The organism is Saprospira grandis str. Lewin, assembly GCF_000250635.1.
GTDB classification, from domain to species: domain Bacteria; phylum Bacteroidota; class Bacteroidia; order Chitinophagales; family Saprospiraceae; genus Saprospira; species Saprospira grandis.
The window spans coordinates 4,118,964-4,142,346 of sequence record NC_016940.1 but is presented as its reverse complement, the minus strand read 5'-3'; the positions used below and the strand labels follow the sequence as shown (position 1 = coordinate 4,142,346).

18 protein-coding genes are annotated in these 23,383 nt (G+C 47.1%); 7 read left to right on the top strand and 11 right to left on the bottom strand.

Annotated elements, in window-relative coordinates; all coding sequences use genetic code 11:
- Positions 1–23 precede the first annotated feature (23 nt).
- The 3 genes from SGRA_RS18355 to SGRA_RS18345 all read left to right on the top strand — a co-directional run bounded on the left by SGRA_RS18355 (position 24) and on the right by SGRA_RS18345 (position 4,643).
- Positions 24–812: an MBL fold metallo-hydrolase gene (locus SGRA_RS18355; RefSeq protein WP_015694323.1), complete on the top strand. Its 789-nt coding sequence runs from the start codon at positions 24–26 to the stop codon at positions 810–812.
- Positions 813–1,482: 670 nt separating this feature from the next.
- A complete protein-coding gene (locus SGRA_RS18350; protein ID WP_015694321.1) occupies positions 1,483–1,977 on the top strand; it encodes a hypothetical protein in 495 nt (164 codons plus the stop codon).
- Positions 1,978–2,027: 50 nt separating this feature from the next.
- Positions 2,028–4,643 carry a TonB-dependent receptor domain-containing protein gene (locus SGRA_RS18345; RefSeq protein ID WP_015694320.1) on the top strand — a complete coding sequence of 872 codons (2,616 nt, stop codon included), beginning with the start codon at positions 2,028–2,030 and terminating at the stop codon, positions 4,641–4,643.
- Between the two features lie 323 nt (positions 4,644–4,966).
- Here SGRA_RS18345 and SGRA_RS18340 read toward each other — a convergent pair whose 3' ends face one another.
- Positions 4,967–5,353, bottom strand: a complete 387-nt coding sequence (locus SGRA_RS18340) for a hypothetical protein (protein ID WP_015694319.1) — start codon at positions 5,351–5,353, stop codon at positions 4,967–4,969.
- A 539-nt stretch (positions 5,354–5,892) separates the two neighbouring features.
- Between SGRA_RS18340 and SGRA_RS18335 the strand changes: the two genes are divergently transcribed.
- Positions 5,893–6,873, top strand: a complete 981-nt coding sequence (locus tag SGRA_RS18335) for an arginase (protein ID WP_015694317.1) — start codon at positions 5,893–5,895, stop codon at positions 6,871–6,873.
- Here the strand turns inward: SGRA_RS18335 and SGRA_RS18330 are convergent.
- On the bottom strand, positions 6,863–7,630 hold the full coding sequence (locus SGRA_RS18330; RefSeq protein ID WP_041329999.1) for a tRNA pseudouridine synthase A: 768 nt from the start codon (positions 7,628–7,630) through the stop codon (positions 6,863–6,865). The genes SGRA_RS18335 and SGRA_RS18330 overlap by 11 nt on opposite strands.
- A gap of 21 nt (positions 7,631–7,651) precedes the next feature.
- On the opposite strand from SGRA_RS18330, the gene SGRA_RS18325 reads away from it, so the two are divergent.
- The 3 genes from SGRA_RS18325 to SGRA_RS18315 all read left to right on the top strand — a co-directional run bounded on the left by SGRA_RS18325 (position 7,652) and on the right by SGRA_RS18315 (position 12,488).
- Positions 7,652–9,178 (top strand): BCCT family transporter, encoded by a 1,527-nt coding sequence (locus SGRA_RS18325; protein ID WP_015694315.1) that lies wholly within the window; start codon positions 7,652–7,654, stop codon positions 9,176–9,178.
- Positions 9,179–9,619: 441 nt separating this feature from the next.
- Positions 9,620–11,680 carry a BatA domain-containing protein gene (locus SGRA_RS18320; RefSeq protein ID WP_015694313.1) on the top strand — a complete coding sequence of 687 codons (2,061 nt, stop codon included), beginning with the start codon at positions 9,620–9,622 and terminating at the stop codon, positions 11,678–11,680.
- Positions 11,670–12,488, top strand: coding sequence for an alpha/beta fold hydrolase (locus tag SGRA_RS18315; protein ID WP_015694312.1), 819 nt, complete (start codon positions 11,670–11,672; stop codon positions 12,486–12,488). Before SGRA_RS18320 ends, SGRA_RS18315 begins: the two co-directional genes overlap by 11 nt.
- Here the strand turns inward: SGRA_RS18315 and SGRA_RS18310 are convergent.
- From SGRA_RS18310 to SGRA_RS18255, 9 genes are all read right to left on the bottom strand, one after another.
- Positions 12,485–13,834, bottom strand: coding sequence for a toxin-antitoxin system YwqK family antitoxin (locus SGRA_RS18310; RefSeq protein WP_015694311.1), 1,350 nt, complete (start codon positions 13,832–13,834; stop codon positions 12,485–12,487). The two genes, SGRA_RS18315 and SGRA_RS18310, sit on opposite strands and share 4 nt — an antisense overlap.
- 61 nt (positions 13,835–13,895) lie before the next feature.
- Positions 13,896–14,750, bottom strand: coding sequence for an SDR family NAD(P)-dependent oxidoreductase (locus SGRA_RS18305; protein ID WP_015694310.1), 855 nt, complete (start codon positions 14,748–14,750; stop codon positions 13,896–13,898).
- A 423-nt stretch (positions 14,751–15,173) separates the two neighbouring features.
- A complete protein-coding gene (locus SGRA_RS18295) occupies positions 15,174–15,608 on the bottom strand; it encodes a hypothetical protein (protein WP_015694308.1) in 435 nt (144 codons plus the stop codon).
- Between the two features lie 289 nt (positions 15,609–15,897).
- The gene (locus SGRA_RS18285; RefSeq protein WP_015694306.1) at positions 15,898–16,506 is read right to left on the bottom strand and encodes a TVP38/TMEM64 family protein; all 609 of its coding nucleotides are present in this window, start codon (positions 16,504–16,506) and stop codon (positions 15,898–15,900) included.
- Positions 16,507–16,605: 99 nt separating this feature from the next.
- Complete coding sequence (locus SGRA_RS18280) at positions 16,606–17,637, bottom strand: tetratricopeptide repeat protein (RefSeq protein ID WP_015694305.1); 1,032 nt, start codon at positions 17,635–17,637, stop codon at positions 16,606–16,608.
- A gap of 7 nt (positions 17,638–17,644) precedes the next feature.
- Positions 17,645–18,325: a tRNA (guanosine(37)-N1)-methyltransferase TrmD gene (gene trmD / locus SGRA_RS18275; protein WP_015694304.1), complete on the bottom strand. Its 681-nt coding sequence runs from the start codon at positions 18,323–18,325 to the stop codon at positions 17,645–17,647.
- 5 nt (positions 18,326–18,330) lie between these two features.
- A complete protein-coding gene (hpt, locus tag SGRA_RS18270) occupies positions 18,331–18,885 on the bottom strand; it encodes a hypoxanthine phosphoribosyltransferase (RefSeq protein ID WP_015694303.1) in 555 nt (184 codons plus the stop codon).
- 354 nt (positions 18,886–19,239) lie between these two features.
- Entirely contained in the window at positions 19,240–21,933 is a 2,694-nt protein-coding gene (locus SGRA_RS18260) for a DUF3352 domain-containing protein (RefSeq protein WP_015694301.1), read from the bottom strand.
- Between the two features lie 17 nt (positions 21,934–21,950).
- Positions 21,951–23,195, bottom strand: a complete 1,245-nt coding sequence (locus SGRA_RS18255; RefSeq protein WP_015694300.1) for a 3-deoxy-D-manno-octulosonic acid transferase — start codon at positions 23,193–23,195, stop codon at positions 21,951–21,953.
- Positions 23,196–23,383 lie beyond the last annotated feature (188 nt).

The window sequence follows — 23,383 nt, the reverse complement described above, 5'->3', positions numbered from 1 at the left end:
TCATCGAAAAAAACTCTAGAAGAATGTCAAATCAGTTTTTATTTGTGCGGAATGCCAGCGTTTATTTGAATTATGGGGGGCAACGTTTTTTAATAGATCCTATGTTTGCAGAGAAGGGCGCTCTTGGTTGCTTTCCAGGCACAGTCAACTCAGAGATTCCTAATCCCACTGTAGATTTAGCTCTTTCTATTGAAGAGCTTGTGGCTGCCGATACTGTTTTATTGACTCATTTACATCCTGATCATTGGGATGAGACCGCAGCGAAGCTCATAGATAAGAATAAAGCCGTTTATCTTCAGAATGAAGAAGATGCGGCAAAGCTTCAGGCCCAAGGATTTCAAAAAACGGAAGTTATAGAGCATAAAGTATCGATAGGCAATGTCCAGATTGAACGGACCAAGGGGCAGCATGGCAGTGATTTGGCCTATTCTATTCCGGAGCTGGCCAAATTTCTAGGGGAAAGTTCTGGCTATTATCTTCAAGCGGAGGGGCAAGCCTCTATTTATTTTTTGGGAGACACTATTCTGACTCAGGAAGTAGAAGCAGACTTGAAGCGTTTGGCTCCTGATTATATTGTAGTCAATGCGGGGGCTGCTCGTTTGGCGGATGCCAAGTTGGGAGCAATCATTATGGGGAAAGAAGAAATTGCAAAAATTCATCAACTGTTGCCCAAGAGTAAATTGGTGGCCATACATTTGGAAGCTTTGGCCCATTGCGTATTGAGTCGAAAAGAATTACGTCAATTTGCCAAAGAGCAAGGATTCTCTTCCCAATTAACTATTCCTGAGGATGGAGCTTCCTTTTTATTTTAGAAAACTCATTTGAATAAACTTAAAAAGCGAATGCCGTTACGGCATTCGCTTTTTAAGTTGGCCCTCTCTCCCACTTTGGACCAAATAATATTCTTGTTTTGAGCTAGCATAACGCTACCCGCCTTATACGACGCCCATTTTGGCTTTAAAATTTTTCGTTTATATCTTTATTTTTTTTAATGCTAGAAAAAGTTGACGGACTAATGTTAACTTAGTGAAAAACAGAAGCTAAACCCTTCCTTATGAGCTATTTATTTACATGCTGCTTATTTTGGCCCAAAAAGCTAGAGTTTATTGGTATTTCTACGGCTAAGTTTTTTTGTTTCTGAAGACAGCTCTGCTAGATAAAGCCATTTTGTTGACTTAGGATTGCTTTTGCATATTTTACCCCAGAAAAAGTTGAGGGACCAATAACTTTTATTTATCCTTTAGGGCCAAGAGCCATTTGGCCCAGCGCTGCGGAGCGGGTGGCCCGCAGGGCCAGACCGAGCTTTGAGCGCAGCGAAAAGCGAAGGGCCGAACAGACCTGTGAGCCCCGAAGCATAGCGGCGGCCGCCTATGGGCGGCCGCGGGCCCCAAAACAGCTGAATTGCGGGCCAAAGAGCAGGCTTAGGGTTTTAAAAAGGGTTAAAAATTTAGATAAATCTAAAAAAAGTGCTTCATTTGTCAGATGAGTACGGTCCAACTACATAAAGTTGGGCGTTTTTTGGCGCCTATACTTGCCCTACTACTACTTTGTGGTTCAGTGGGTTGGAGTAGTTATTCTCATTTTTGTGCTTGTCAAGACAGTTGGCACTACAGCATTTGGGCCGAGGCCTCTTGTTGTCGGCAGGGAGTAGAAAATTCGGCTGAAAGTTGTTGTTCTATTTTGGAAGAGCAGCAGCATCATTGCAGTTTAGAGCAACCTTGTTGTCAGGACAATGAGGTAGAGTTTTTTTCTATTTGGGATGATTCTGGGGAGCTGCTGCCGCCCAATCTGGCCCAGTCCTTCGGATCTTTTCAGTTATTTTGGGCTCCTCGCCTAGTTCTCCATTGGCCAAGCCGCTCCCTGTCTGTTCAGGAAGAGTTGGCTTGGGCTGCGCCCTTCATTTTTTGGCAAAAGCGGGCGCCGCTGCTTTTTTCGGGGGCGGATTATTTGCAATTTATTCAGATCATGCGTTGCTAGAATTGATTTTCTGTACGAGTATTAGTTAATAATCAGAAAATCAAAAATTTATGCAATTTTACAAATATATTCTCCTGCTAGTTGGGCTAGCATGGAGCCAGTTGGCCTATAGCCAATCTTATTTTTCGGGCCAGCTTGTTAATGGCCAAGGGGAAGCTATTATTTCGGCTAGTTTGCACTGGCAGGATAGTGCGAGCATTGGGACGGTTACGGATTTTGAGGGGAAATTTCGCATTCTTCGCCTAGATACGGTCCAGCCACACACCCTAGAAATTCGCCATCTTTCTTATGAGCCGGTATCTGTAGAAATACTGCCCTCGGAGCAAGATTTAATTCTTACTGTGGGCGATGACCTACTTCTAGAGCAGGCCACCGTTGAAGTAACGGCTAAGCAAGGCGATGCCTTTGCGTCAACGATCAACCCCATCAATGTAGAGACCTTAGGGCAGGGAGAATTACACAGAGGGGCTTGCTGCTCTTTGGCTGAAAGCTTTGAAAACAATGGGAGCGTCAATGTAAGTTTTACCGATGCCGTTACTGGGGCCAGAGACATTGAAATGTTGGGCTTGCGGGGCATTTACAGTCAGTTGATGATAGAAAACCGGCCCAACTTTAATCGTTTGGGCTTAGCTTATGGCTTAGAATACATTCCTGGTACATTTGTCGAAAGCATCCAAATTTCTAAGGGCGCGAGCACGGTACGCAATGGCGTAGAGGGCTTTACGGGGCAAATTAACACCGAATTGATTAAGCCACATCATGCGCCCAAGCTCTACCTCAATGGCTTTCTCAATCATTTGGGCCGCAGCGAGCTCAACCTAAACTTGGCTCATAAATTTAATGAGCAAACGGCTACGGGGCTTTTGCTACATGGCAACTACTTTAACCAGGCGGTAGATCATAATGGGGACAACTTTATGGACATCCCCCTCAAGCGGCAGCTCAACGCCCTTTGGCGATTGAACCACCGGACCAAAAACCTACATGCCGAAATCAATGCGCAAGCTATATTGGACCAAAGAGAGGGCGGACAAGTGGCGAGCTTCTTTTCCGCAGCTGACTTGCCCCAGCGCTTATACCAAATCGACTCTGATATTGAGCGTTATGAGGTCTTTGGTAAACTTGGATTTATTGGTTTTGACAACCCCTTGCAATCTTTGGCCCTTATTTATAGCCTTAGCCAGCACAATCAATCTTCTTCTTTTGGCGACCGACTTTATGATGGAAAGCAAAACACAGCTTACCTCAACTTGCTCTTTCAAACGCCTTTGGGCAAGGGACAAGAGCTGATGGCGGGTTTTAACTATCGCCTAGATGACTTTCAGGAGCAAGTAAATGAGCTCAATATGGACCGCAGAGAGCAGCAATCTGCTCTTTTTGCCGAATACAACTGGCAGCAGGAGCTCGATCCAGAAACAGGCCGAGGTTTTGGCCTTATTGCTGGGCTCCGTCTGGACCAGGTCCAAACCCTTAATGGCATGCAGTACTTCCCCACTGGCCGTCTCAACTTCAAGTACAACTTCAATCAAGACTTTATCATTAGGGCTTCTGGGGGCCGGGGAATTCGCCTGCCCAACCTATTGATTGAAAACTTTCGTTATTTGCCCAGCAGCCGGGCCTTTATCCTAAACGAAACTCCTGCCGTAGAAAAAGCCTGGAACTACGGCCTCAATATCACGCACAACTATATTTTGGGCGAGCGTGCGGGAAGCTTGAGTCTAGATGTTTACCGCACTGATTTTGAGCAGCGTTTGGTGGCAGATATTGACCACAGCAGCAGCCAAGTTCAGTTTTACAATTTAGACGGCCGCTCTTTTGCCAACAGCATTTTATTATCTTGGACCCAAGACCTTATTGAAAACCTAGAGTTGCGTTTGGCCTACAAATACAATGATGTGTATACCACACATCATGGGCAATTGACCTGGATGGCTTTTTCTCCTCGTCACCGTGGCTTGATGGCCTTACAATACCAACTGCCTAAATCGGGCTGGCAGTTTAACTTCAACAGCCAATTGCTGGGGCCACAACGTCTCCCTACGCTTTATGGCGACCTAAACAACCTTCCCGCTTATCGACAAGAGGCCCTCTCTCCTACTTTTGCCTTGCTCAATGCGCAAGTTAGTAAAAAATTGGGCAAAGGTTGGGAAGTTTATTTGGGTGGAGAAAACCTGACGAACTACCGCCAAGAGCAACCTATTTTGGGCGCTCAAGATCCTTTTGGGCAAAACCTACAACCCCAGCTTTTTGATGCTTCTGCCGTTTATGCCCCTGTTTTTGGAACGATGGTTTATGCGGGCTTCCGCTACACTTTAGGCGAAAAAACCAAGGCCGATCCCCATGCTGGACATCATCATGGGCCCAATGAAGAGCATCATGCTACAAAAGAGCATCATCATGAAAATGGCGCCGAACTTTTGATTAAATCTGACCCTCAATGTGGTATGTGTCAAACGACAATTAGTCAGGGCCTAGAAAAAATAGAAGGCGTTTATCATGCTAGCGTTGATTTGAACAGCAAGACCGTAGAGATTCACTACGATGAGGAAAAAACCAATCCCGCTGCCCTGCGCAAGGCCCTCAGCCAATTGGGCTATCCCGCCGATGAGCTCCCTGCCGATCCAAAAGCCCATGATCAGCTTCCCGCTTGCTGCCAACAGCATTAGGCCATTTTCTTTTAGCTGAAAATAGATTTGGGCGAAGAACTGTGGTTCTTCGCTCATTTTTTAGCGCTCAAGGGCGGTGAGAAAAAGCTGAGGGACTAAATTCAATATATTTTATAAAACTCTTTTCTTCTCAGAAAAAAGACCAGCATCAAAATCCCTAGATAAGAGGAGGTGCCCATAATAGATAAGAACATAATTACAAAAATTAGCTTCCAGTAGTAATAGACTGTAGGTTTTGAAGCTAAATTTACCCAAGATAAAGCAAGGGGCTCTAGCTCTCTTTTTGAAATTGGCAATAAACCATCATCTGCATAATACCAGTACTAGCCACTGTCGGTAACAAGATCAAAGAATAACTGACCGTCTTTTAAGGCATAACGATTTATGCTGTAAACAAAAGGTTTAGCCTCTTCTTCACTCCAAGAAGGCAGCCCAAAAGGACTCTCATCTTTATGGATAGATTGCTTTGAAAAATTAGCAATATATACCCCATCATCCGTAAGTCGATAGGAACCCTTAAACAGCCCATTTCCATATTTGGCCGCCTGATTATCTAAAAAAATAAAGGATAGCAGATAAGTCAACTGAATCATTAAGATAAAGAGCAGCCATTTTTTCTCTAGTATACTTTTCAAGTAAGTAGCTAAGACGATAAGCAGAATATTTAGCCAGCGCTTTCTCAATAGGTTTTTCCCAAAGGAGTCGCTCATAATTTTAGTAAGGGTTTAAAGTTTGCCAGAAAAAGTTGAAGGACTATTTTTGTTTTTTGGGGCCTGCCGCCAAAGGCGGCCGGGCTGTGTCAGGGCTCGCAAGTCTGCTCGGCCCTTCGCAAAATTCGCTACGCTCATTTTGCTCGGTCTGCGGCTTCGCCGCCCCCTTTTCCATCCCTAGGCCGGCGGGCCTTCGGCCCTTTTCACTGTAGGTTGAAACCTACAGCAAGCGCAAAACCAGTCATTGGATATGGCCCTTCTTTGCAAAAACAGATGAGCAAGACCAGCTATATCAGCAGTTGAGGCCCTTTAGGGCTGACTCCATTGGATTAGCCTAGGGGCTTGTCCCTAGGCGATGAACAGCTGGCGGCTGAAGGGCCGAACAGCCCTGTGAGCCCCGCAGCATAGCGGCGGCCAGCTTTGCTGGCCGCGGGCCCCAAAACCTAATAAAATGAAAGCAAAAAGCTATAGAATCATAATTTTTATTTTCTCTAATGCTTTTTTATCTTGGCCATCTTCACAGAACAACAACAACAGCTATGGAAAACATACAAATTTTAGAAATCCGCTCTGAATTGGGCGCAGGGACCCGCGGGGCCAGCCTAGGTATTGGCGCCATGAAAGTGGCCTCCCTCAAAATGAATGATACCTATTTTGCCCATTACCCCCTGCATTTGGTGCCCAATGAAAACGAAATTCTGTTTCGGCCCAGCTCAACCACTCGGCATGCCAAACACATTAAGGGCATCCTCAAGGTCTATAATTATGTAGCCGATGCTATGGAGCAATTGCTCACCGAAGGGACCCAGTTTCTTACCATCCTTTCCGGCGACCACTCTTCGGCAGGGGCCTCTATTGCTGGCCTGCGCAAGTCCTATCCAGACAAACGACTGGGCGTCATTTGGGTAGATGCCCATGCCGATTTGCATACCCCTTATACCACCCCATCGGGTAATGTGCACGGTATGCCCCTGGCCGCCTCTTTGGGTTTTGACAACCTAGATATGCGCCAAAATAACCTATCCCCTGAGCTCAATGTCTATTGGGAGCAGCTCAAAAGAGTAGGCGAAATCTCGCCAAAAATATATCCAGAAGACCTCGTCTTTATTGGCCTGAGAGATACCGAAAAAGAAGAAAACTTTTTGATCGACCAACATAAAATCAAGGTCTTTGAAGTGGCTGAGGTGCAAGAAAAAGGAGCGCTCCGCATTGCCGAAGAAAGTCTGCACTACCTCCAAAACTGCGATATAATTTATGTCTCTTTTGATGTAGATAGCATGGATTGCGAACTGGTTTCTGAGGGCACCGGTACCCCCGTCCCCAATGGATTGACCCCAGAAGAAGCCCGACAACTCCTCTGTCGGTTTGCGCAGGAAGACCGCCTGAAGTGCATGGAGGTAACTGAAGTGAATCCCCTACTAGACAACAAACGCAACCTAATGGCCGAAACCGCCTTTTCTATCCTTCGGTCGGTAACCGATACGGTAGAAAAGCGACTGCGCAGCCAAGCTACAGACTAGGCAAATCCTCTTGAATATATGGATATTGGATATCCTTGAGAAACAAACCCTGAGGCGGGACCGAATAGGCTCGTTTCAGGGCTTTTTGTTGGTCCATAGCTGCTTTTAGCTCAGCTAAAGACAATTTGCCCAAGCCCACATTTAAACAAGCGCCAACAATCAGGCGAATCATGCCCCTAAGAAAACGATTAGACTGCACCTCATAGCGCCAAAGATAGGGGTCGCTAAAATCCCATTCCGACCGACTCAATTGGCAGCCATAATGCTTCACGTCGCTATTGGTTTTGCAAAAAGGGAAAAAGGCCTCATAGTCGAGCAACAAAGCCGCTGCTGCCTGCATCTTTTGAGGGTCCAACATCTGCGCCCGAGGAAAATGGAAGGCCGTTTCTTGCCGAAAGGGATCGGGCCGCAAACTCAGCTGATAGACATAGGCCCTAGAACAGGCATCATAGCGGGCATGAGCCTCAGCCTCTACGGCTAATAAACGATAAACGGCAAAATCGGCCCCAAGCAAACTATTGAGGCGAAAGGGAATGCGCTGGGGCAGCTCCCCTTGGGCATCAAAATGAGCGAAATACTGTAGAGCATGCACCCCCGTATCGGTGCGGCCACAACCCACAATTTGGATTTCTTGTCGCAAAACTGTAGATAGGGCCTCTTCTATTTTCTGCTGTACGCTCATTTGCTGAGGCTGGCGCTGAAAACCATGAAATCGACTGCCGTTATAGGCAAATTCTAGAAAATATCTCTTCATCATCAAAATTTGAGCCCCAAAGATATGCAAACTCTTCGAAAGACTGTTTTTTGGCCAAGCTTTGGCCTGCTATTATTCGCTATAATATATAGTATGAGCCAAGCAACAGCCTTTTTGGCCCAAATGAAAGCCCTAAATGCGGCCCTGCTGGCCAATTTTGGTTCCTTATTTAGCCTCACGAGCTTTTTAATGCTCTGCCTGTTGCTTGTCCTACTGCTTTCGCCGCTAGGAAAAATCCGCATTGGCGGGGCCGATGCCCAACCCTTGCTCAGCCGCTGGAAATGGTTTAGCATTAGCATCTGTACGACTATTGCCACAGGGATATTATTTTGGGGCACGGCCGAACCCCTCTACCATTATGGGAGTCCCCCGGCTGCCGCCAAACTGGCCGCCCAGAGCCCAGAAGCTGCCCAATTTGCCCTTTCTACCCTCTATTTGCACTGGAGCTTTACGCCCTATGCCATTTATTGCTTGCCCGCCCTACTCTTTGCCTTGGCCCACTATAATTATGGGGCAAAATATAGCTTAAGCGCCCTTTTATTTCCCTTCTTAAAAGCCAAAAAAGAAGGTGGTTTCCATAGCTTCAAGGGCTTATCCTCTACCATAGACAGCCTTTGTCTATTTGCTTTGGTGGCGGGCATGGCTTCTTCTTTGGGGGCCGGTTTGCTCACTTTGGCGGGGGGCTTAAGCAGCCAATTCGGCTGGACGAGCAACAACAATATGCTGCTTTTACTTTGCATACTGACGGTCCTGGCCTTTATTATTTCGGCGGCTACGGGCCTTAAGAAAGGTATTCAATTTTTATCGACGGTAAATATTTGGGCCTTTATTTTTATTGCGCTTAGCTTTTTATTTTTGGGGCCGGGCCAAAAGATGCTGCCCCTAATTGGAGGCAGTTTAGGCGAGTACTTTGGTCATTTTATAGAAAAAAACCTCTACAACATTTATCATCCAGAAGAGGATTGGGCCAATAGCTGGACCACTTTCTACTGGGCCAATTGGATGGCTTGGGCCCCTATTACGGCCCTCTTTTTGGGCAAAATTGCCAAGGGCTATACCCTTAGAGAAATGCTGCTCTTCAACTGGATTTTGCCCTCTATTTTTGCCCTGCTCTGGATGAGCATTTTTGGCGGCTCGGCCCTTTGGGCGGTGCAAACTGGCCAAGATTTGCTGGGCAGCCTTGCGGCCCATGGCGCCGAGTCTATCATCTATGAGCTGATGGCCAAATATGCCGCCCCTCTAATGCCCTTTATGGCCCTGCTTTTCATTTTCACGGTCTTTTTATCCTATGTTACTGCCGCCGATTCGAACACCGAAGCCATGGGCAGCATTAGTATGGATGGACTAAAAGCGGGGGAGTCGCCCAAGCTCTACATCAAAGTAATTTGGGGCCTTTGCATTGGTGCCGCCGCCTACATTATGGTCAGTCAAGCAGGTATAGAAGGCATCAAAATGCTCTCTAACTTGGGGGGCTTGCCCGCCTTGCTCCTGCTCTTGAGCGCTAGTGTTGGCCTACTCTACTGGATGATTAAAGAGCGTTTTGGTTATTAGGGGCGTTACTCCTTTTAGTCGTCGAACTGCGGCTTTCAGCCTTGTTGTCGCCTCCTTTTAGTCGTCGGCGCTATGGTCCGCAGCTCGCAGGTCTGCTCGGCCCTGCGGCGGCTACGCCGCCTGGGTCTGCCGCGATGCGGCACTGCTCCCCAGCGCTAGGCCGTTTCCGCTAAGGGCTTAACAAAGCTTTTGGACCTAAAAAAAACATTAGCCCTAAAGATTGTTTATATTTAGCGCTGGGCTAAATCAATGGTCCAAACTATGGCGTCTTGCAGGCCCGAAGGGCCGCAGGATGAGCGCTGCGGCGGGGTGGCCGCAGGCCAGACCGAGCCAGCAAAGCTGGCGAAGGGCCGAGCGAATAGCGAGCCCCAAAGCATAGCGACCCGCCCGCAGGGCGGGACAGCCCCCAAAAAATAAAAATAGGTTTTCTTAAAATAGACTATGAGTTTTCTATATCCCAGCTTTTTATGGGCCCTTTTTGCCCTGATTATCCCTGTTATTATTCATCTCTTTTACTTTAGGAGGTACAAGACGATTTATTTTACCAACCTTCGGTTTTTGAAAGAGGTCAAGGAACAAACCAACTCTTGGCAGCGGCTGCGCAACCTGCTGGTTCTGGCTGCTCGGATGCTGGCCCTAGCGGCTTTGGTCTTTGCCTTTGCACAGCCCTATTGGCAGAAAGCGGGCAGCAAAACCGAATTGGGCAACCATGATGTGAGTATCTTTTTTGACAACTCTTACAGCATGTCTGCCGAGGCCGAAGATTTGCGTCTGCTAGAAAAAGCTCGTCTTCGGGCCGAGGAAATTGTGGCCGCTTATGGGCCCAATGACCGCATTCAGATTTTGTCTATGGACCTAGAGGGCCGCGACCAACGGTTGTTGTCTAAGGAAGATGCTTTGCAAAGAATTCGGGAAATTCAATTGTCTTATCAGGTGCAGGATATGGAGCGGGTTTTTAACCGCCAAAAGCAAGCCCTAGAAAAAGGAGAGAATAAGAAAAAGCAGGCCTTCATTATCTCTGATTTTCAGAAAAACAGCAGTGATTTGGCCAAAATAGAGGCCGATACCCAGCTACAGTTGAGTTTGGTCCCCTTGCAAGCAGCCGCCCTAAAAAATGTAGCCATTGATAGCGCTTGGTTTGAGGCCCCCGTTCAGGGATTGAACCAAAATAACCGCCTTTTTGTGAAGATTCGCAACTATGGGCAAACGGATCAGAACAAACTGCGTCTTTCGCTACAACTCAATGGCGAAAATCGGCCAATTGGGAGCCTAGATGTACCGGCCAACAGTGCTATTTATGATACCATCAGCCTCAACTTGAACAAAACGGGCTGGTATTTGGCCGAGCTACAGCTTACTGATTTTCCGATTGAATTTGACAACAGCTATCGCTTTTCTTTTTATGTCAAGGAGAAGCTGCAGCTGCTAGAGCTCTATGAGGGCCAAGCTTTGGGCGCCATTTCTGCCGCCTTTTCTGATGATAACTATTTTGAGATGCGATCTCAATCTGTAAGTCAGTTAGACTACTCTAAGCTGCCCCAAAACGACCTCATTATACTCAGCCAACTCAGCAAATTATCTTCGGGCCTACAGGCCGAGCTCAAGACCTATGTAGAAGAAGGCGGTAAGCTGCTCATCTTGCCCAGTCGCTCGGCAAAGCTAGAGGACTACAACAACTTTTTGCAGCAATTGGGGGCCAATCGTTTGCAGCCTTTAGAGCAAAAAGAGCGCAAAGTGGTGAGCATCAACTACCAAGACTTTATCTTTAGCGATGTCTATGAAAATGAGAGTGATCGGATGAAACTGCCGATTAGTCAAGCCAACTTCCCTTTGAGTAAATCGGCCCGAGCGGCAGAACAGCAGCTATTGCGCTACCGAGATGGCAGCAGCTTTTTGGGAAAATACAAGGTGAAAAATGGTTTTCTTTACCTCTGTTCTGCCCCTGCGGATAGTGAGAGCTCGGACCTGAGCAAGAATGGGGAAGTCTTTGTGCCTATGCTCTATCGTATGGCCTTAGAAAGTGGCAAGCGGCAGCAGATCGCCTATATTGTTGGCCAAGATCAAAATCTAGAATCTGAGGCGCAGGCCCAGCAGCAAGAAACCGCCTTTAAATTAGGCTCGAGGCAACTGGAGTTTATTCCGGAGCAGCGCCGTTTGGGCAATCGCCTACTTTTGGGCCTCAACAACCAATTGCAGGAGGCGGGTTTCTATCAACTCTATTTGAATAAAGAAGAAGTATTGGACCAATTTGCCTTCAACTACAACCGTCGAGAATCGGCCCTAGAGTTCTATTCTTTAGAAGAGTTGGAAAGCAGTGCAGATGGGCGTTACAATATCATTGACGGCAACTACGGCCAAGACTTTGGCAGCTTGGTTTTGGAAGAAACAGAAGGGGCCTCTCTTTGGAAATACTTCTTGATTCTCGCCCTGCTCTTTCTTTTGCTAGAAACGCTTTTGCTTCGCCTTTGGCAGCCTCAAACGCCCAAAACAAATGTCTCCTAGTTATCATCAAATTGATTTTGGTCCGCACCGCTTGCATTATGGTTGTTTTGGCCATGGGCCCAAGGCCCTTTTGGCCCTACACGGCTTTGCCAATCATGGCGGCTACTTTGAGGAATTGAAAAGCTTGGGAGAACGCTATCGGGTTTTTGCCCTAGACCTGCCCTTTCATGGAAAAACGAAGTGGGAAAGCGATCATTTTAGCGCCCAAGAGCTGCTAGAAATTATTCGGCTCATTTTGGCCCGAGAAAACGTTCAGCGCTTTAGCTTGGCTGGGCATAGCATGGGGGGACGCATTGCCCTGAGCCTAGCGCCCGAGCTCTTGCCCAATTTAGAGGCCTTGATTCTCTTGGCTCCAGCGGGCCTGCAAGCTACTCCCTCGGACAGCCCCATTTTGTTCCCCCTTTTCTTGCGTCGCTTTTTGGCGGCTCGTCTAGAGCCGCCAGGATGGATCCTCTCTATTTTTGCTTGGGCCAGAAGGGCCAATTTGCTCAACAAGGCCACCTACGTCCTTTTTCGCCAACAAATTGAGCAGGCTGATCGTCGGCATCGTTTGTTCAACTGCTGGATTTCACTATACGACTTTCCGGTCTATAAGCGAAAACTCAAAAAGTTGGTTCGAGAAAAAGAGCTGCCGCTCTACCTCTTCTATGGTCAGGAAGATGAGATTACGCCTGGCCGCTATGGGCAGCAGTTTGCCCAAAAGCTTCCTTCGGCCCAGTTTCATTGGGTGGCTGATGGGCATTTCTTTTTGCGGGCGCCCTTGGACCAATGCCTCAGGGAGATTTTAGCCCAACAGCAATACTTTTAATAGAGCTCCCACTTTATCCCCTGATCCAACAGCTCTTGATAAAGCGGCCAATCGGCCTCCTTCTCCAAATAGAGGTACACCTTTTTCAGGCGAGGGAACTGCTGCAGCAAGGGCTTCCATTTTGTTACAAATTCTTCGGGGCTCTGAGGGGCTATATAAAGACCTACGATTCGATTAGCCATAGTTAACTCCTCTACAGGAAAACAAATATCTTCCTGATCACAAAGTCGAAGGTCCAAAACGATATCTTCTTGTAGCTCTTTTTGGTCCCAGATATACTGGCTAAACCGCTCTGGGGCCCGCTTAAAACTAAGCGTATAAGGCAGCTTTCTATTTTTTCTAAATAGCTGCACCTTTTTTTTGCGCAAATCCATACTCAAACTATCTAGCTGATAATAAGAAGAGGCTCGCAGATCTCGCAACTTGATCTGATAAGCCTGCAATTTTCCCTTTTTATATTGCAAATAATGCCGCATATCGGATAGTGCATAAAGGTCTATAAAGTACAGTTTTTTCAGCCGACCTTTTTTGTCCGTCTGCCAATCTACAGCTAGCAGCTTCTCTTGAGGCGCGCCATAGGAATAGCGATAATGCCGACAACGGCCATAGGGCTTTCCATTTCGGATTTCGCCTTCTTCTTGCAAGCGTCCTTTTTCATCATAGGCGGTATACTGGCCATCCTTCAATGCTGGCAACAGCTTTTGCAGGCCTAAAAATAAGCGTTCTATATTTTCAATTGGCACTCCTGCCTTTACTCTTCGGTAAATAAAAGCTTGCAGTCGGCGAAAACCTTGGCGAGCAAAATAGGGTTTGGGATGTTTTAGGTTTCCTCCATAAAAATCGGCTGGTCCATAGCGCACAAAAAGCTCTTTGGCAGCCACATTAAAGCCATAAGTTTGGCGTTCTGCATAACGGTTGGCATAATTGGGCAAGCTGCCCAGCTGCTGCAAGTTGGCTAAGTATTGTTCTTCTTGGGCCAGAGAAAAAGTTTCACAATAGGCGATGGCCTCCTCTATAAATAGATGCAGGGCATATTGTTCCATGGGCGTCAATTTGGCCCATTTGACATGGATTTGATCTCGATAATAGGCTTGACTAAAAGGTAAATAATATGTAATTCCCTCGCTTAAGCCTTGATTCAATTCTTCCGCTGGGTTATCTCTGCGCCAAGTTCCAAAAGGAAAAGCCTGCGCATTTAGCAACATATTATCATCCAAAAGCAAATAAATAGGACTTAATCCCTCGGCCTTATTTTTATCCAAGACCTGCTGAAAACTGACTAGGGGGCTCTGTCCGAAAGCCGCCAATGCATAGGTGGTAAATAGGAGGAATAAATAGTTTCTCAAGTTCTGATTATTTTAATTTTGGGCAAAAAAAGGCCAGCGAAAATCGCTGGCCCTTTCTATTTTATTCTGCTTTCAACTCATCTTTATCGGGTACAGCCTCTTTGGGCGCTTTCCCTTTAAAGGTGCTCATGGTTTTATAGACCCCAAATAGGCGGCCTGCGATAAAATCAAAAGCGCGGGTGGGCAAAACACCTTTGAGCAAGGGAATCGCCTTGGTCATAAAGGGCTCCATCACCAGGATATCATCTTCCTTAACCGCCTTCATGATTTTATCCACAATATATTCGGGTTCCATAATGGGCGTAAGTGCGGGTGCGGTCACGCCATCAAACATGCCTGTATTGATATAGCTAGGCAGGATGGTGCTCACCACTACCCCATTTTTGGCCTCCTCTTGTTCTAGACGCAAAGATTCGGACCAACCGACTACGGCCCATTTGCTGCCTGCATATACAGACATATTCGGGTTAGGAATCAGGCCGGCAGCCGAGGCAATATTAACAATATGGCCTTCACCTTGGTCTTGCATATCGGGCAAAAACTGCAGGGCAATATGCATAGGGGCCGAAACATTGATATCGATCGTTTTCCGAATTTCTCGGTGGCTATGTTCCTCAAAGCGTTTACCGACCACAATGCCGGCATTATTAAAGAGGATATCCACCATTCCCCATTGTTTTTTACAAGCGGCGGCGGCGGTCTCAATATCTTCTAAATTGGCCACATCAACTACCTGCACGGCCACCTCATGACCTCGGCCCTTAAACTCGGCCTGAGTAGCCAATAATTTCTGCTCGTTAATATCCCAAAGGATCACTTTATAGGCCCTTTGGCGCAGGCAGCGTTCTGCAATGAGCTTCCCGATTCCGGCCGCCCCCCCTGTAATCAGGACTGTTCTATTATTTATTCTTGACATAACTGATTGATTTTTGGTCCTACAAGATAAGAAGAGCGACGCAATATATTGTTTTGCAAAGCAACTTATTTTTGGCTACCCTATATGCCTTGGCCTAAGGTTTCCTATTTTCTACTGATTTTTATCTGGAGTTTTTTTTTGGGGCCTGCCGCCTTTGGCGGCCGGGCCCTTGCCGGGCTCGCAGGTCTGCTCGGCCCTGCGCCAGCAAGCTGGCTGGGTCTGCCGCTGCGCGGCACCCTTTCAGGCCCCTAGGCCAAGTCGCTTCGCTCCTTTGCGGCGGCTGCGCCGCCTGCTAGCTGGGCCTGTAGGATGGATATATATACAAAAGCGGCCATGCTAAAGGCAATAAAAATGGGCTTAAGCCCATGGGCTCAAAACTGCCAAAGAAGAACAGCCTAGTAGACATAGCTTAAAAACAAGAGGCTATGAATCTGGATCTATCTTGAAGTTACTGTAAAACAAGCCTGTATCATGACGTAATTCTATCAGATATTTTAAATTTAAACTGACTGCGCTGATACCTTGGTAACCAGAAGCTCCATAGAAATCGTACCAGTGCGCTATAAAAGTCGAGGTTTTTACTTTGCAAATTGGTTTACCATAGCCCATCTCTACAATTAACTCTGGATATTCTGATAACTCAGTCTCTTTTAGCCGAGCAGTAACCCAGTCCTCATCTGTCTCTACATCAAAGGTATAATATTCTTGGCCTAAATGTTCCCAATCTATTAAATCATCTGTTCTCACTGGAATATGATGGGCCTGTAAAAAGTACTTAAAAAATTTAGACCTATAAGTCGCTAAAGGCGTTAGGTCTTTGATATAAGGCTGTAAAAAACCATTCGTAATTGTTATCATATCTTTTTGATTAGCGCTGATGCTTGAAGTCTCTATTAACTCCTCTATGTCGTTTTCTGTTCCTTCAAAAGGAATTTAGGCAAGGGCCAAAACCGCCAAAGAAGAATGCCCAAAAGAAAAAAAGACCGTTGAGCGGCCCAGCGCTGCGCAGCCGTGGCCGTAGGCCAGACCAAGTTTTTTGAGCGTAGCGAAAAAAACGCAGGGCCGAGCAGACCTGCGAGCGGCGAAGCATAGCGGCGGCCAGCTAGCCTTCGGCTAGCTGGCCGCGGGCCCCAAACCTTTATACTCATTAGGAAAAATAGCCCGCCTCAAAAATGGCATAGGCCAAAGCCATATAGCTAATAGGGACCAAAAGCGCCAGGGCATTTCCCAAAATATAGTCTTTGGGTTTCATTTGGCTAAAGGCCAAACTATAGCCCACAAAAGGCGATAATTGCATGAACGTTCTAATTACAATGAGGCTCCAATAAGGGCGCTGCTCTACCTTTTCGACATATTTTTTGAGCCAGCCCTTGGCCTGAGGTGCATTTTTTCCACCCAACAATTTGGCCCAATAAAAAGTAGCCAAGGCCGATAACCAAGCCGCAAAATAGGTCAGGGCCGCCCCCTCCCAACTACCATATAAAAGCATGGCCAACAGCATAAAAGCAGAGCCCGGCAGACCGAGCAAACTGGCCAAAAGAAAGACCGCCACATAAATGACCGCCCCCCAAGGACCAAAAGCCTGTATGTCTTGACGAAGCTGCTCTATATCCCGAAGATAAAGCCCCAGCGGGGTCCCAAAAAGGATAATAAGGCCCAAAATAAGGAAGCCGCCAAGCAAATAAAAAGAACGATAAGGCCAAATATACTTGCGCCAAATCGCTTGTAAATCAATGGAAATCGGTTTTGCTGCCATAAGCGAAAAAGGGAGTTTGGTTGTTCTATTTTAAACTTAAGCCTTTTATACAACTCTAAACAGCTTATTGTTCCCTTTCCTTGTTATAGATCTGTTAATTTAATCTCGCCCAAAGTCCTGATTCCTAATCTTTTGCATATACTCTAAAAGCTTGGCCGCAAACTCATCCGTCAAATGGGCCGCCAAAGCGGGATGGTCGACCAAAAGGACCTCATAAAAGACGTATTCCTCCAATAAATCGGCATCTAGGGCTTGGGCGAAAGCCTCTAGGGCGGGCTCAATTCTTCGGCCCTTTTCGGGCAGGGCGCTATAGGTCAAAAAGGTGCCTAGGGTCCCTTCTAATTCGGCATGAAAGAGAAAATCAGAAACCTCTTGTCTGGACTTGATGTACTGATAGTCGGGTTCATAGGACCAAACCGCCTTGTACATGCCATAGGTCAACCAAACCCCATCGGCTACAATGCTGACGGTATCGGCCTCTCGCTCTAGATAACATTTGGGGTCAAAGCCCCAGGCCAATTCATAGTTTTGGCCATTTAAGGCCCAAATTTCTTTCAAGCGAAGCAAGAGCAGCTTATTATTCCGATTCAACAGATGGGCCTTGGCAATGGCTTGGGCCGCCTTGGCCGTATCTTTTTGCAGTAAAAAAACCTCCGCTTTTAGGCGTTGGGCCACATAATCAATAGGGTTGGCGGCTAGGGCCTGATCAAAGTACAAGAGCGCTTTTTCCCAGTTTTTTTGCCGATAATAGCTGTCGCCCATATATGTTAATATCTGGGCATGCTGCGGAATATCATCTAAGATTTGCTGATACAGCTTGCGTATCTTTTTATACTTGGGCCGTTCCCGATTGGCCAAGGCCAAAGCTTTGGCTTTAAGGGCCTTATGCGCCTCCGTTTCTAAGGCCGCATAATCTCGCAAATGCTCTCGATTGTCCTCTAGCTCCACATAATTCCCATTGGCCAAAACAGGCCGCTCCCGCTTGGGCGGCGGCCCATACAATTGATCGATGCGGTATTGGGTGGGCGAAGCCTCCATAAATGCCATGATCTCCATGGGCGTAGACAGTCTCGACTGCCCAAAAAGCAGGACAGTCGAGCCAACAAATAATAAACTGACTAAAAACTTCATAGCTGATCTATTCCTCCAATAAATCGGGCCGACGCTGCTGGGTCCGCAACAAGGCTTGCTCATCTCGCCAAGCATTGATTTTTCGCTCATGGCCCGACAGCAAAATATCGGGCACTTTCCAGCCATTATAGTCGGCTGGGCGAGTATATACGGGGGGCGCCAAAATGCCATCCTGAAAAGAATCCAAGAGGGCCGAAGATTCATCGCCTAATACACCTGGCAACAAACGCCCAATGGCATCCACCAAGATGCAAGCTGGCAATTCTCCACCAGAAAGCACATAATCGCCCACAGAGATTTCCATAGTCACAAAATGCTCGCGCACTCGCTCATCAATGCCCTTGTAATGTCCACAGATGATAATCAAATTACCCGCCAAGGATAAATGGTTACAAGTTTTTTGATTCAAGGTTTGCCCATCGGGCGTCATATAAATAATATGCTCGTATTCCCGCTCGGCCCGCAAATGCTCTATGGCCCGATGAATAGGCTCAATGGCCAAGACCATGCCCGCGCCACCTCCAAATTGATAGTCGTCAATTCGGCGATACTTTTCATCGGTAGAAAAGTCGTGCAAATCATGCAAAACAACCTCTAAAAGCCCCTTTTCTTGGGCCCGTTTCATTATAGAATGCGCAAAAGGGCTCTCCATCAATTGAGGCTGCGCAGAAAGGATATCAATTCTCATTTTTCTTAATCTATCGCCTTATAAATATCATTTAATTCTCGGCCACGCTTGTCGTAATCTAAGCCATAACCGAGCAAAAAGTCGTTGGGCACTGCAAAACCCGCAAAGTCAATGGGCAGTTTATATTGCATGGCATCGGGCTTGACCAATAGGCTGCAAAGGCCCACCGACAAGCAGTTTTTGGCCTTCAAGCTGGGCAAAAAATGGTAGAGCGTACGGCCCGAATCAACAATGTCTTCTACAATCAATACGGCTCTGCCCGCCAAATCAAGGTCCAAACCAATCATTTCGGTGACCTGCCCCGTAGAACTGGTTCCCGAATAAGATTGCAGCTTCACAAAGCTAATTTCTAGGGGGATGTTCAAGGCCTTGACCAAATCGGAGGCAAAGCGAAATGAGCCATTTAAGATGCCCAAAATAACGATGGGCTGTTCTGTTTCGGCATACTGCTGCTCTATTTTTCTTGCCAATTGCTCAATCCGTTCCTCTATCTGCTGGGCAGAAATAAAGGGCGCAAATTCTTTGTCCCAAACCTTTACATTTTGACCTGCTGCTTTCATTTTGTTTGTTCTATTTTATTTTTTTTGTTCGTTGCTTTTCAAGCGTTTTTTTTCTTTTTTTTGGGGCCCGCGGCCGCAAAGCGGCCGCCGCTATGCTGCGGGGCTCGCAGGTCTGCTCGGCCCTTCAGGCTTCAGTTCCTTTCGCCTTCGGTCTGGCCTGCGGCCACCCCTCCGCAGCGCTGGGCCAAGGACCGCCCGGCCAAGCGGCTGGCCCTCGGCTTAGGGATGGTAGGCAGTGGCCCGAAGGGCCAGACCGCGCAAAAAAGCTTCGCTTTTTTGCGCAGGGCCGAGCGAACAGCGAGCTGCCGCACAGCCCGGCCCGCCCGCAGGGCGGGCAAGCCCCAAATCCATCTTCTAACGCAACTTATAGGCCTTCAATTCCTTACCTTGGCTACAAAGCAAGACATTATTATTATCATCAAAAAGATCGGCTACCACAAAGGGACCATCGGCGGCAAGGGGAAAACCCTTTTGTAGTTTTCCTGCCGCATCAATCAGATAAATCTGGCCCTTTGTTGCCGAATAACTGCCCAAAAGTGCTTTTTCTTGGGCCAATAAACGAATCGGAAAAATGTCTGTTTGAGGCGCCTCATATTCATATACCGGAGCCGCTTGCAGACTTTGGGCCGTATCATAATAATGGATGTACAACTTCTGCCCCATCAGGCGCATAAAATCGGGGCGAAGGTCGCCCAAAAGATCGGCATAAGCAAATTGAACGCCCTTCATATTTTTTTCTGGGGGCGGAATGCCAAACTTTTTGCCTTGCAGGTTACAGACTTCAATTTGTCCGTTGGTGGCTCCGGCCACAATCCGCTCCTGCTCTAGGTCCAAATAAAAATTATCGAGATAATAGCCCTTAAAGCTTTTGGTCGGCATTCTTCGGTCGCCATTGCGCTTCATAAAGTACAACTGGCCCGAGCCACTCATACCCAAGATATAATCCTTCTCGCCCTTTTCTAGATAGCGCAAGGGAAAGCGCAGAGCGCCCATTTTGCTGTTGGGGTTCCAGCCTTCTAGGGGTTTTCCAAATTTATCGAAGCCATAAATATTTTTATCGGCAGCGGAGACAAAAAAGCGCAATCCTCGGCCATAGTCTACCGACATAACCGCATTTAGGGCCCGAATGACCAAGGGAATATCCTTGAGCAGCTCGCCATCTTCTTCCCAGATATAAATCTTGCTTTTGGTGTTTGCCGCCAACTGATAATTTCCATTACTATAATAATCCACCAATTGGGGAGGGCCCAATAGCTGCTCGCCCAGGGCTTTTTTCCAGAGCAATTCTCCCGCATTATTAAAAAGATAGAGGCGCTTGGCCTTATCTTGGGCCGCAATAAAATAGCTTCCTGTTTTGGGGTTTTGCAACAGGCTGGGTGGCATCAACAAACTGCTGTCTAAGGCGGCCCGCCAGAGCAGTTCGGCCCCTGCCTGTTCTTGTAGTGCTTGGGTAGCAGCCGAAAAGGTACTGAGGAAATGGCCCTTATGCGCCGTTAGCTGCAGGCCCATGGGATAGAGCGAGCGAAAGGCCAAAAAGCGCTGGTCAAAGGCATCTCGCCAATCTTTGCGCAAAAACTTTTTGAATAAAAGGGCTGCATTGGGCGTATTAATCAAGAAATAGAGGGTCGAGCGGTTTTTCATCTGCTCTACTTGGCCCTTAAAAACGGGATTATGGACCAGCATCTTTTTATTTTGGTATTGCTCCCACCAGCGTTCTAGCTGTCGGCGGCTATTGGCCAAAATCAGGTAGTTGTCGGCAATCAGATAATAGGGAGTTTGCAAGGGGGCAAACTCGCCTCCAAACAAGGGGCTGAGCAGGCCATTTTTGGCCAACCTTCTAATTTCGGCCCCTTGGTATTGCATACTATCCAATAGGCCTTTTTCGCCTTCCAGTTTTTTGAGTTTCTCTTTGGCCTCCAAGGGATTTTGCAGGGCCAGCGCCACTGCATAAGCAGGTTGTAAATCTTCTTCTTGGGCGGGCTCTTGCATAAAAAAGGCCAGCTCTCGGCCCAAATAGGGCAAAATATAGCGAGAGAAATCGGGATCCAACTCTTTTTGTTGGCGGTAATAATCGCCAAAGGCCGAGATATTAACCGTTAGGGCAAAAGCCAGCTGTTCGGGCAAATAGGCGGCAATTTGGCTATTTTCATTGCTAGGCGCATTTAACAAATAGCTCCAGTAATCATCCTTTTGGGCCAAATAAAGCTGTCCGCTCCCCACCAGATGTTGTTCTTGGAAGCGGCAATCGAAGCCCTGCCAGCTAAAATCATTGGCTAGGCCTTCTACAAAAGGGAGACTTTGGCCAGAAAGCAAATTGGCCAAAAGCGGTAAATTCTGAAAATTGATATAAAAACTGAGGTCCGAATCGCTGCGATTATCTTGTAGGGCCAAAAAATCTTGCTCCCAGCTCAGACTAGAGCGAATGCTGCCCAGTTGCTCTAGGGCGGCCTCTACTAGGGCCGACTCTCGACTAAACAAGAGCAAAGAGCGGTATTGGCAGAGACTAAATCGCTCTCCATCAGGCAGCTCCAATTGATAAATTTGGCTCCCTCGATAGCTGTGTTTATCGGTAATTGGGACCTTCAATTGGGCGGCTAATTGGGTGGGCCGCAACTCTTTTGGGAATTGGGCGGCAATATGTAGATAAGAAAGAGACTGTGCCCCATTGAGCTGAACAGCCGTAAAGATTTGTTTTTTGGCAAAGGGGTGTTTGTCTCGTTTAAGGCGGGCCAATTCTTTTTGCCAAAGGGCCAATTCATCTACCCAATGCTCGCTAGCGCCTATGGCTTTTAGGGCATCGGCATATTGGGCCGCCTGCAAGCGGTTTTGGCTATTTTCCCAATCTCTGATTTCGATTACGACGGAGCTACTTGAGGGGACTGCCGCCAAGGGAGAAAGGCTCGAAAAAGGGGCTCGAAACCAGCCCAGCTGCACCCCTGTAAAAATACAAAGGGCCAAAAAAAGACTGCTTGCGGCCAGGGGAAGCCGAAACCAGTAAAAAAACGGATATATATTGACCCACCAAAGGCGTACTAGCCCTGCTTGCATATTCTTAATGCTCCACTTCACTCTGTTGATTGCTTGAGGTAGTCCAGAATTTTTTGACTAGCGCCAGCCTGCGCCTGAATATATTGCTCTGCTTTTTGGGCCAGCAGTTTGTAGTTGAGCCCATTAAAAGCGGTGGCCAATTCCTCTTGGCTGCGGATAGCTTGCGCAAGGCCTAAGTTAATTAAATCAGTTGCTTCTACAAACTTTTTGTGATTTGGTCCAAAGAAAAGGGGAATTTGATAAACTGCGGGTTCTAGTGTATTGTGAATCCCTTTGCCAAAGCCTCCACCTACATAAGCCATATTGGCATAGCGGTAGAGGCTACTGAGCATACCGATATTATCAATGATTAAGATATTTTCTTGGCCCGACAATTCTTTTTCGCTCAGGCTAGAATAGCGGATAGCCGAGCCTTTGGGCAAGCTATTGAGTAATTTTTGGATGCGCTCCTCGCCTATTTCGTGGGGGGCGATGAGTAGTTTCCAGTTTTTGGGCTGCAAATGGTCCAGATAAAAAGGCAAACAAATTTTTTCGTCGGCGGGCCAGCTACTGCCCAGCACCCAAAGTTTATTTTCGCCTTTAAATTCTTGGACCAAGGGATAATTTTTGGCCTCTTCTCGTATTCTGAGCACCCGATCTAGGCGAGTATCGCCTGTAACGATAGCGGGGCAACTGATGCTAGCCAACAAATCTTTAGAATATTCATCTTGCACAAAAATCTGCTGATATTGGGCCAACATTTTTCTAAACAGGCCGCCCCAAGGCTTAAAAAATGGTAGGGCGGGCCAAAAATTGGCGGAGACCAGATAGGCGGGGATATTTTTTTCGGCTAAAATCTTAAGGTAAAAATACCAGAACTCATAGCGCACAAAAAATGCTTGTTCGGGCGCCAAAAGGGCAATAAAATCTTGGGCATTTTTTGGGCCATCCATGGGCAGGTAGCCCACCCAATCGGCTAGGGCGTAGTTTTTTTGTTTTTCATAGCCTGAGGGCGAAAAAAAGCTGAGCAAAATGAGGGCCTCGGGTTCTTGGGCACGCAGGGCTTCTAATAGTGGGCGGCCTTGTTCAAACTCTCCTAAAGAAGCGGCATGAAACCAATAGCGCTTTTTATTTTTGGGTAGTTGGGCCAATTGTTTTGCATATTTTTTTCGCCAATTTTGGCGGCCTTGGGTCCATAGTTTGGCCTTAGGGACAAAAGGGCTAGCCAATTGTAGGGCTAGTCGATAGGCCCAAAGTCCGAGGCGATAGAAGAAAAGCGCCATGATATTGTAATATTTCTATTTTTTGTTTTGGGAGAGGGCCTAAAGCTAAGCCTTGACTGGCCTGAAATTTTTATCAAAGGATGGCCGAAAGTTAATTTTATGAGGGGCTTTAGCCCTCATCTATCAATGATTGCGAAGCAATGCCATTTTGCTGTAGGTTTTAACCTACAGTAAAAAGGGCCGAAGGC

Bases quoted from the DNA above. Each gene is read 5' to 3' on its own strand.
- SGRA_RS18355 (WP_015694323.1), top strand. From the start codon at position 24: ATGTCAAATCAGTTTTTATTTGTGCGGAATGCCAGCGTTTATTTGAAT.
- SGRA_RS18350 (WP_015694321.1), top strand. From the start codon at position 1,483: ATGAGTACGGTCCAACTACATAAAGTTGGGCGTTTTTTGGCGCCTATA.
- SGRA_RS18345 (WP_015694320.1), top strand. From the start codon at position 2,028: ATGCAATTTTACAAATATATTCTCCTGCTAGTTGGGCTAGCATGGAGC.
- SGRA_RS18340 (WP_015694319.1), bottom strand. From the start codon at position 5,353: ATGAGCGACTCCTTTGGGAAAAACCTATTGAGAAAGCGCTGGCTAAAT.
- SGRA_RS18335 (WP_015694317.1), top strand. From the start codon at position 5,893: ATGGAAAACATACAAATTTTAGAAATCCGCTCTGAATTGGGCGCAGGG.
- SGRA_RS18330 (WP_041329999.1), bottom strand. From the start codon at position 7,630: ATGATGAAGAGATATTTTCTAGAATTTGCCTATAACGGCAGTCGATTT.
- SGRA_RS18325 (WP_015694315.1), top strand. From the start codon at position 7,652: ATGCAAACTCTTCGAAAGACTGTTTTTTGGCCAAGCTTTGGCCTGCTA.
- SGRA_RS18320 (WP_015694313.1), top strand. From the start codon at position 9,620: ATGAGTTTTCTATATCCCAGCTTTTTATGGGCCCTTTTTGCCCTGATT.
- SGRA_RS18315 (WP_015694312.1), top strand. From the start codon at position 11,670: ATGTCTCCTAGTTATCATCAAATTGATTTTGGTCCGCACCGCTTGCAT.
- SGRA_RS18305 (WP_015694310.1), bottom strand. From the start codon at position 14,750: ATGTCAAGAATAAATAATAGAACAGTCCTGATTACAGGGGGGGCGGCC.
- SGRA_RS18295 (WP_015694308.1), bottom strand. From the start codon at position 15,608: ATGATAACAATTACGAATGGTTTTTTACAGCCTTATATCAAAGACCTA.
- SGRA_RS18285 (WP_015694306.1), bottom strand. From the start codon at position 16,506: ATGGCAGCAAAACCGATTTCCATTGATTTACAAGCGATTTGGCGCAAG.
- SGRA_RS18280 (WP_015694305.1), bottom strand. From the start codon at position 17,637: ATGAAGTTTTTAGTCAGTTTATTATTTGTTGGCTCGACTGTCCTGCTT.
- trmD (WP_015694304.1), bottom strand. From the start codon at position 18,325: ATGAGAATTGATATCCTTTCTGCGCAGCCTCAATTGATGGAGAGCCCT.
- hpt (WP_015694303.1), bottom strand. From the start codon at position 18,885: ATGAAAGCAGCAGGTCAAAATGTAAAGGTTTGGGACAAAGAATTTGCG.
- SGRA_RS18260 (WP_015694301.1), bottom strand. From the start codon at position 21,933: ATGCAAGCAGGGCTAGTACGCCTTTGGTGGGTCAATATATATCCGTTT.
- SGRA_RS18255 (WP_015694300.1), bottom strand. From the start codon at position 23,195: ATGGCGCTTTTCTTCTATCGCCTCGGACTTTGGGCCTATCGACTAGCC.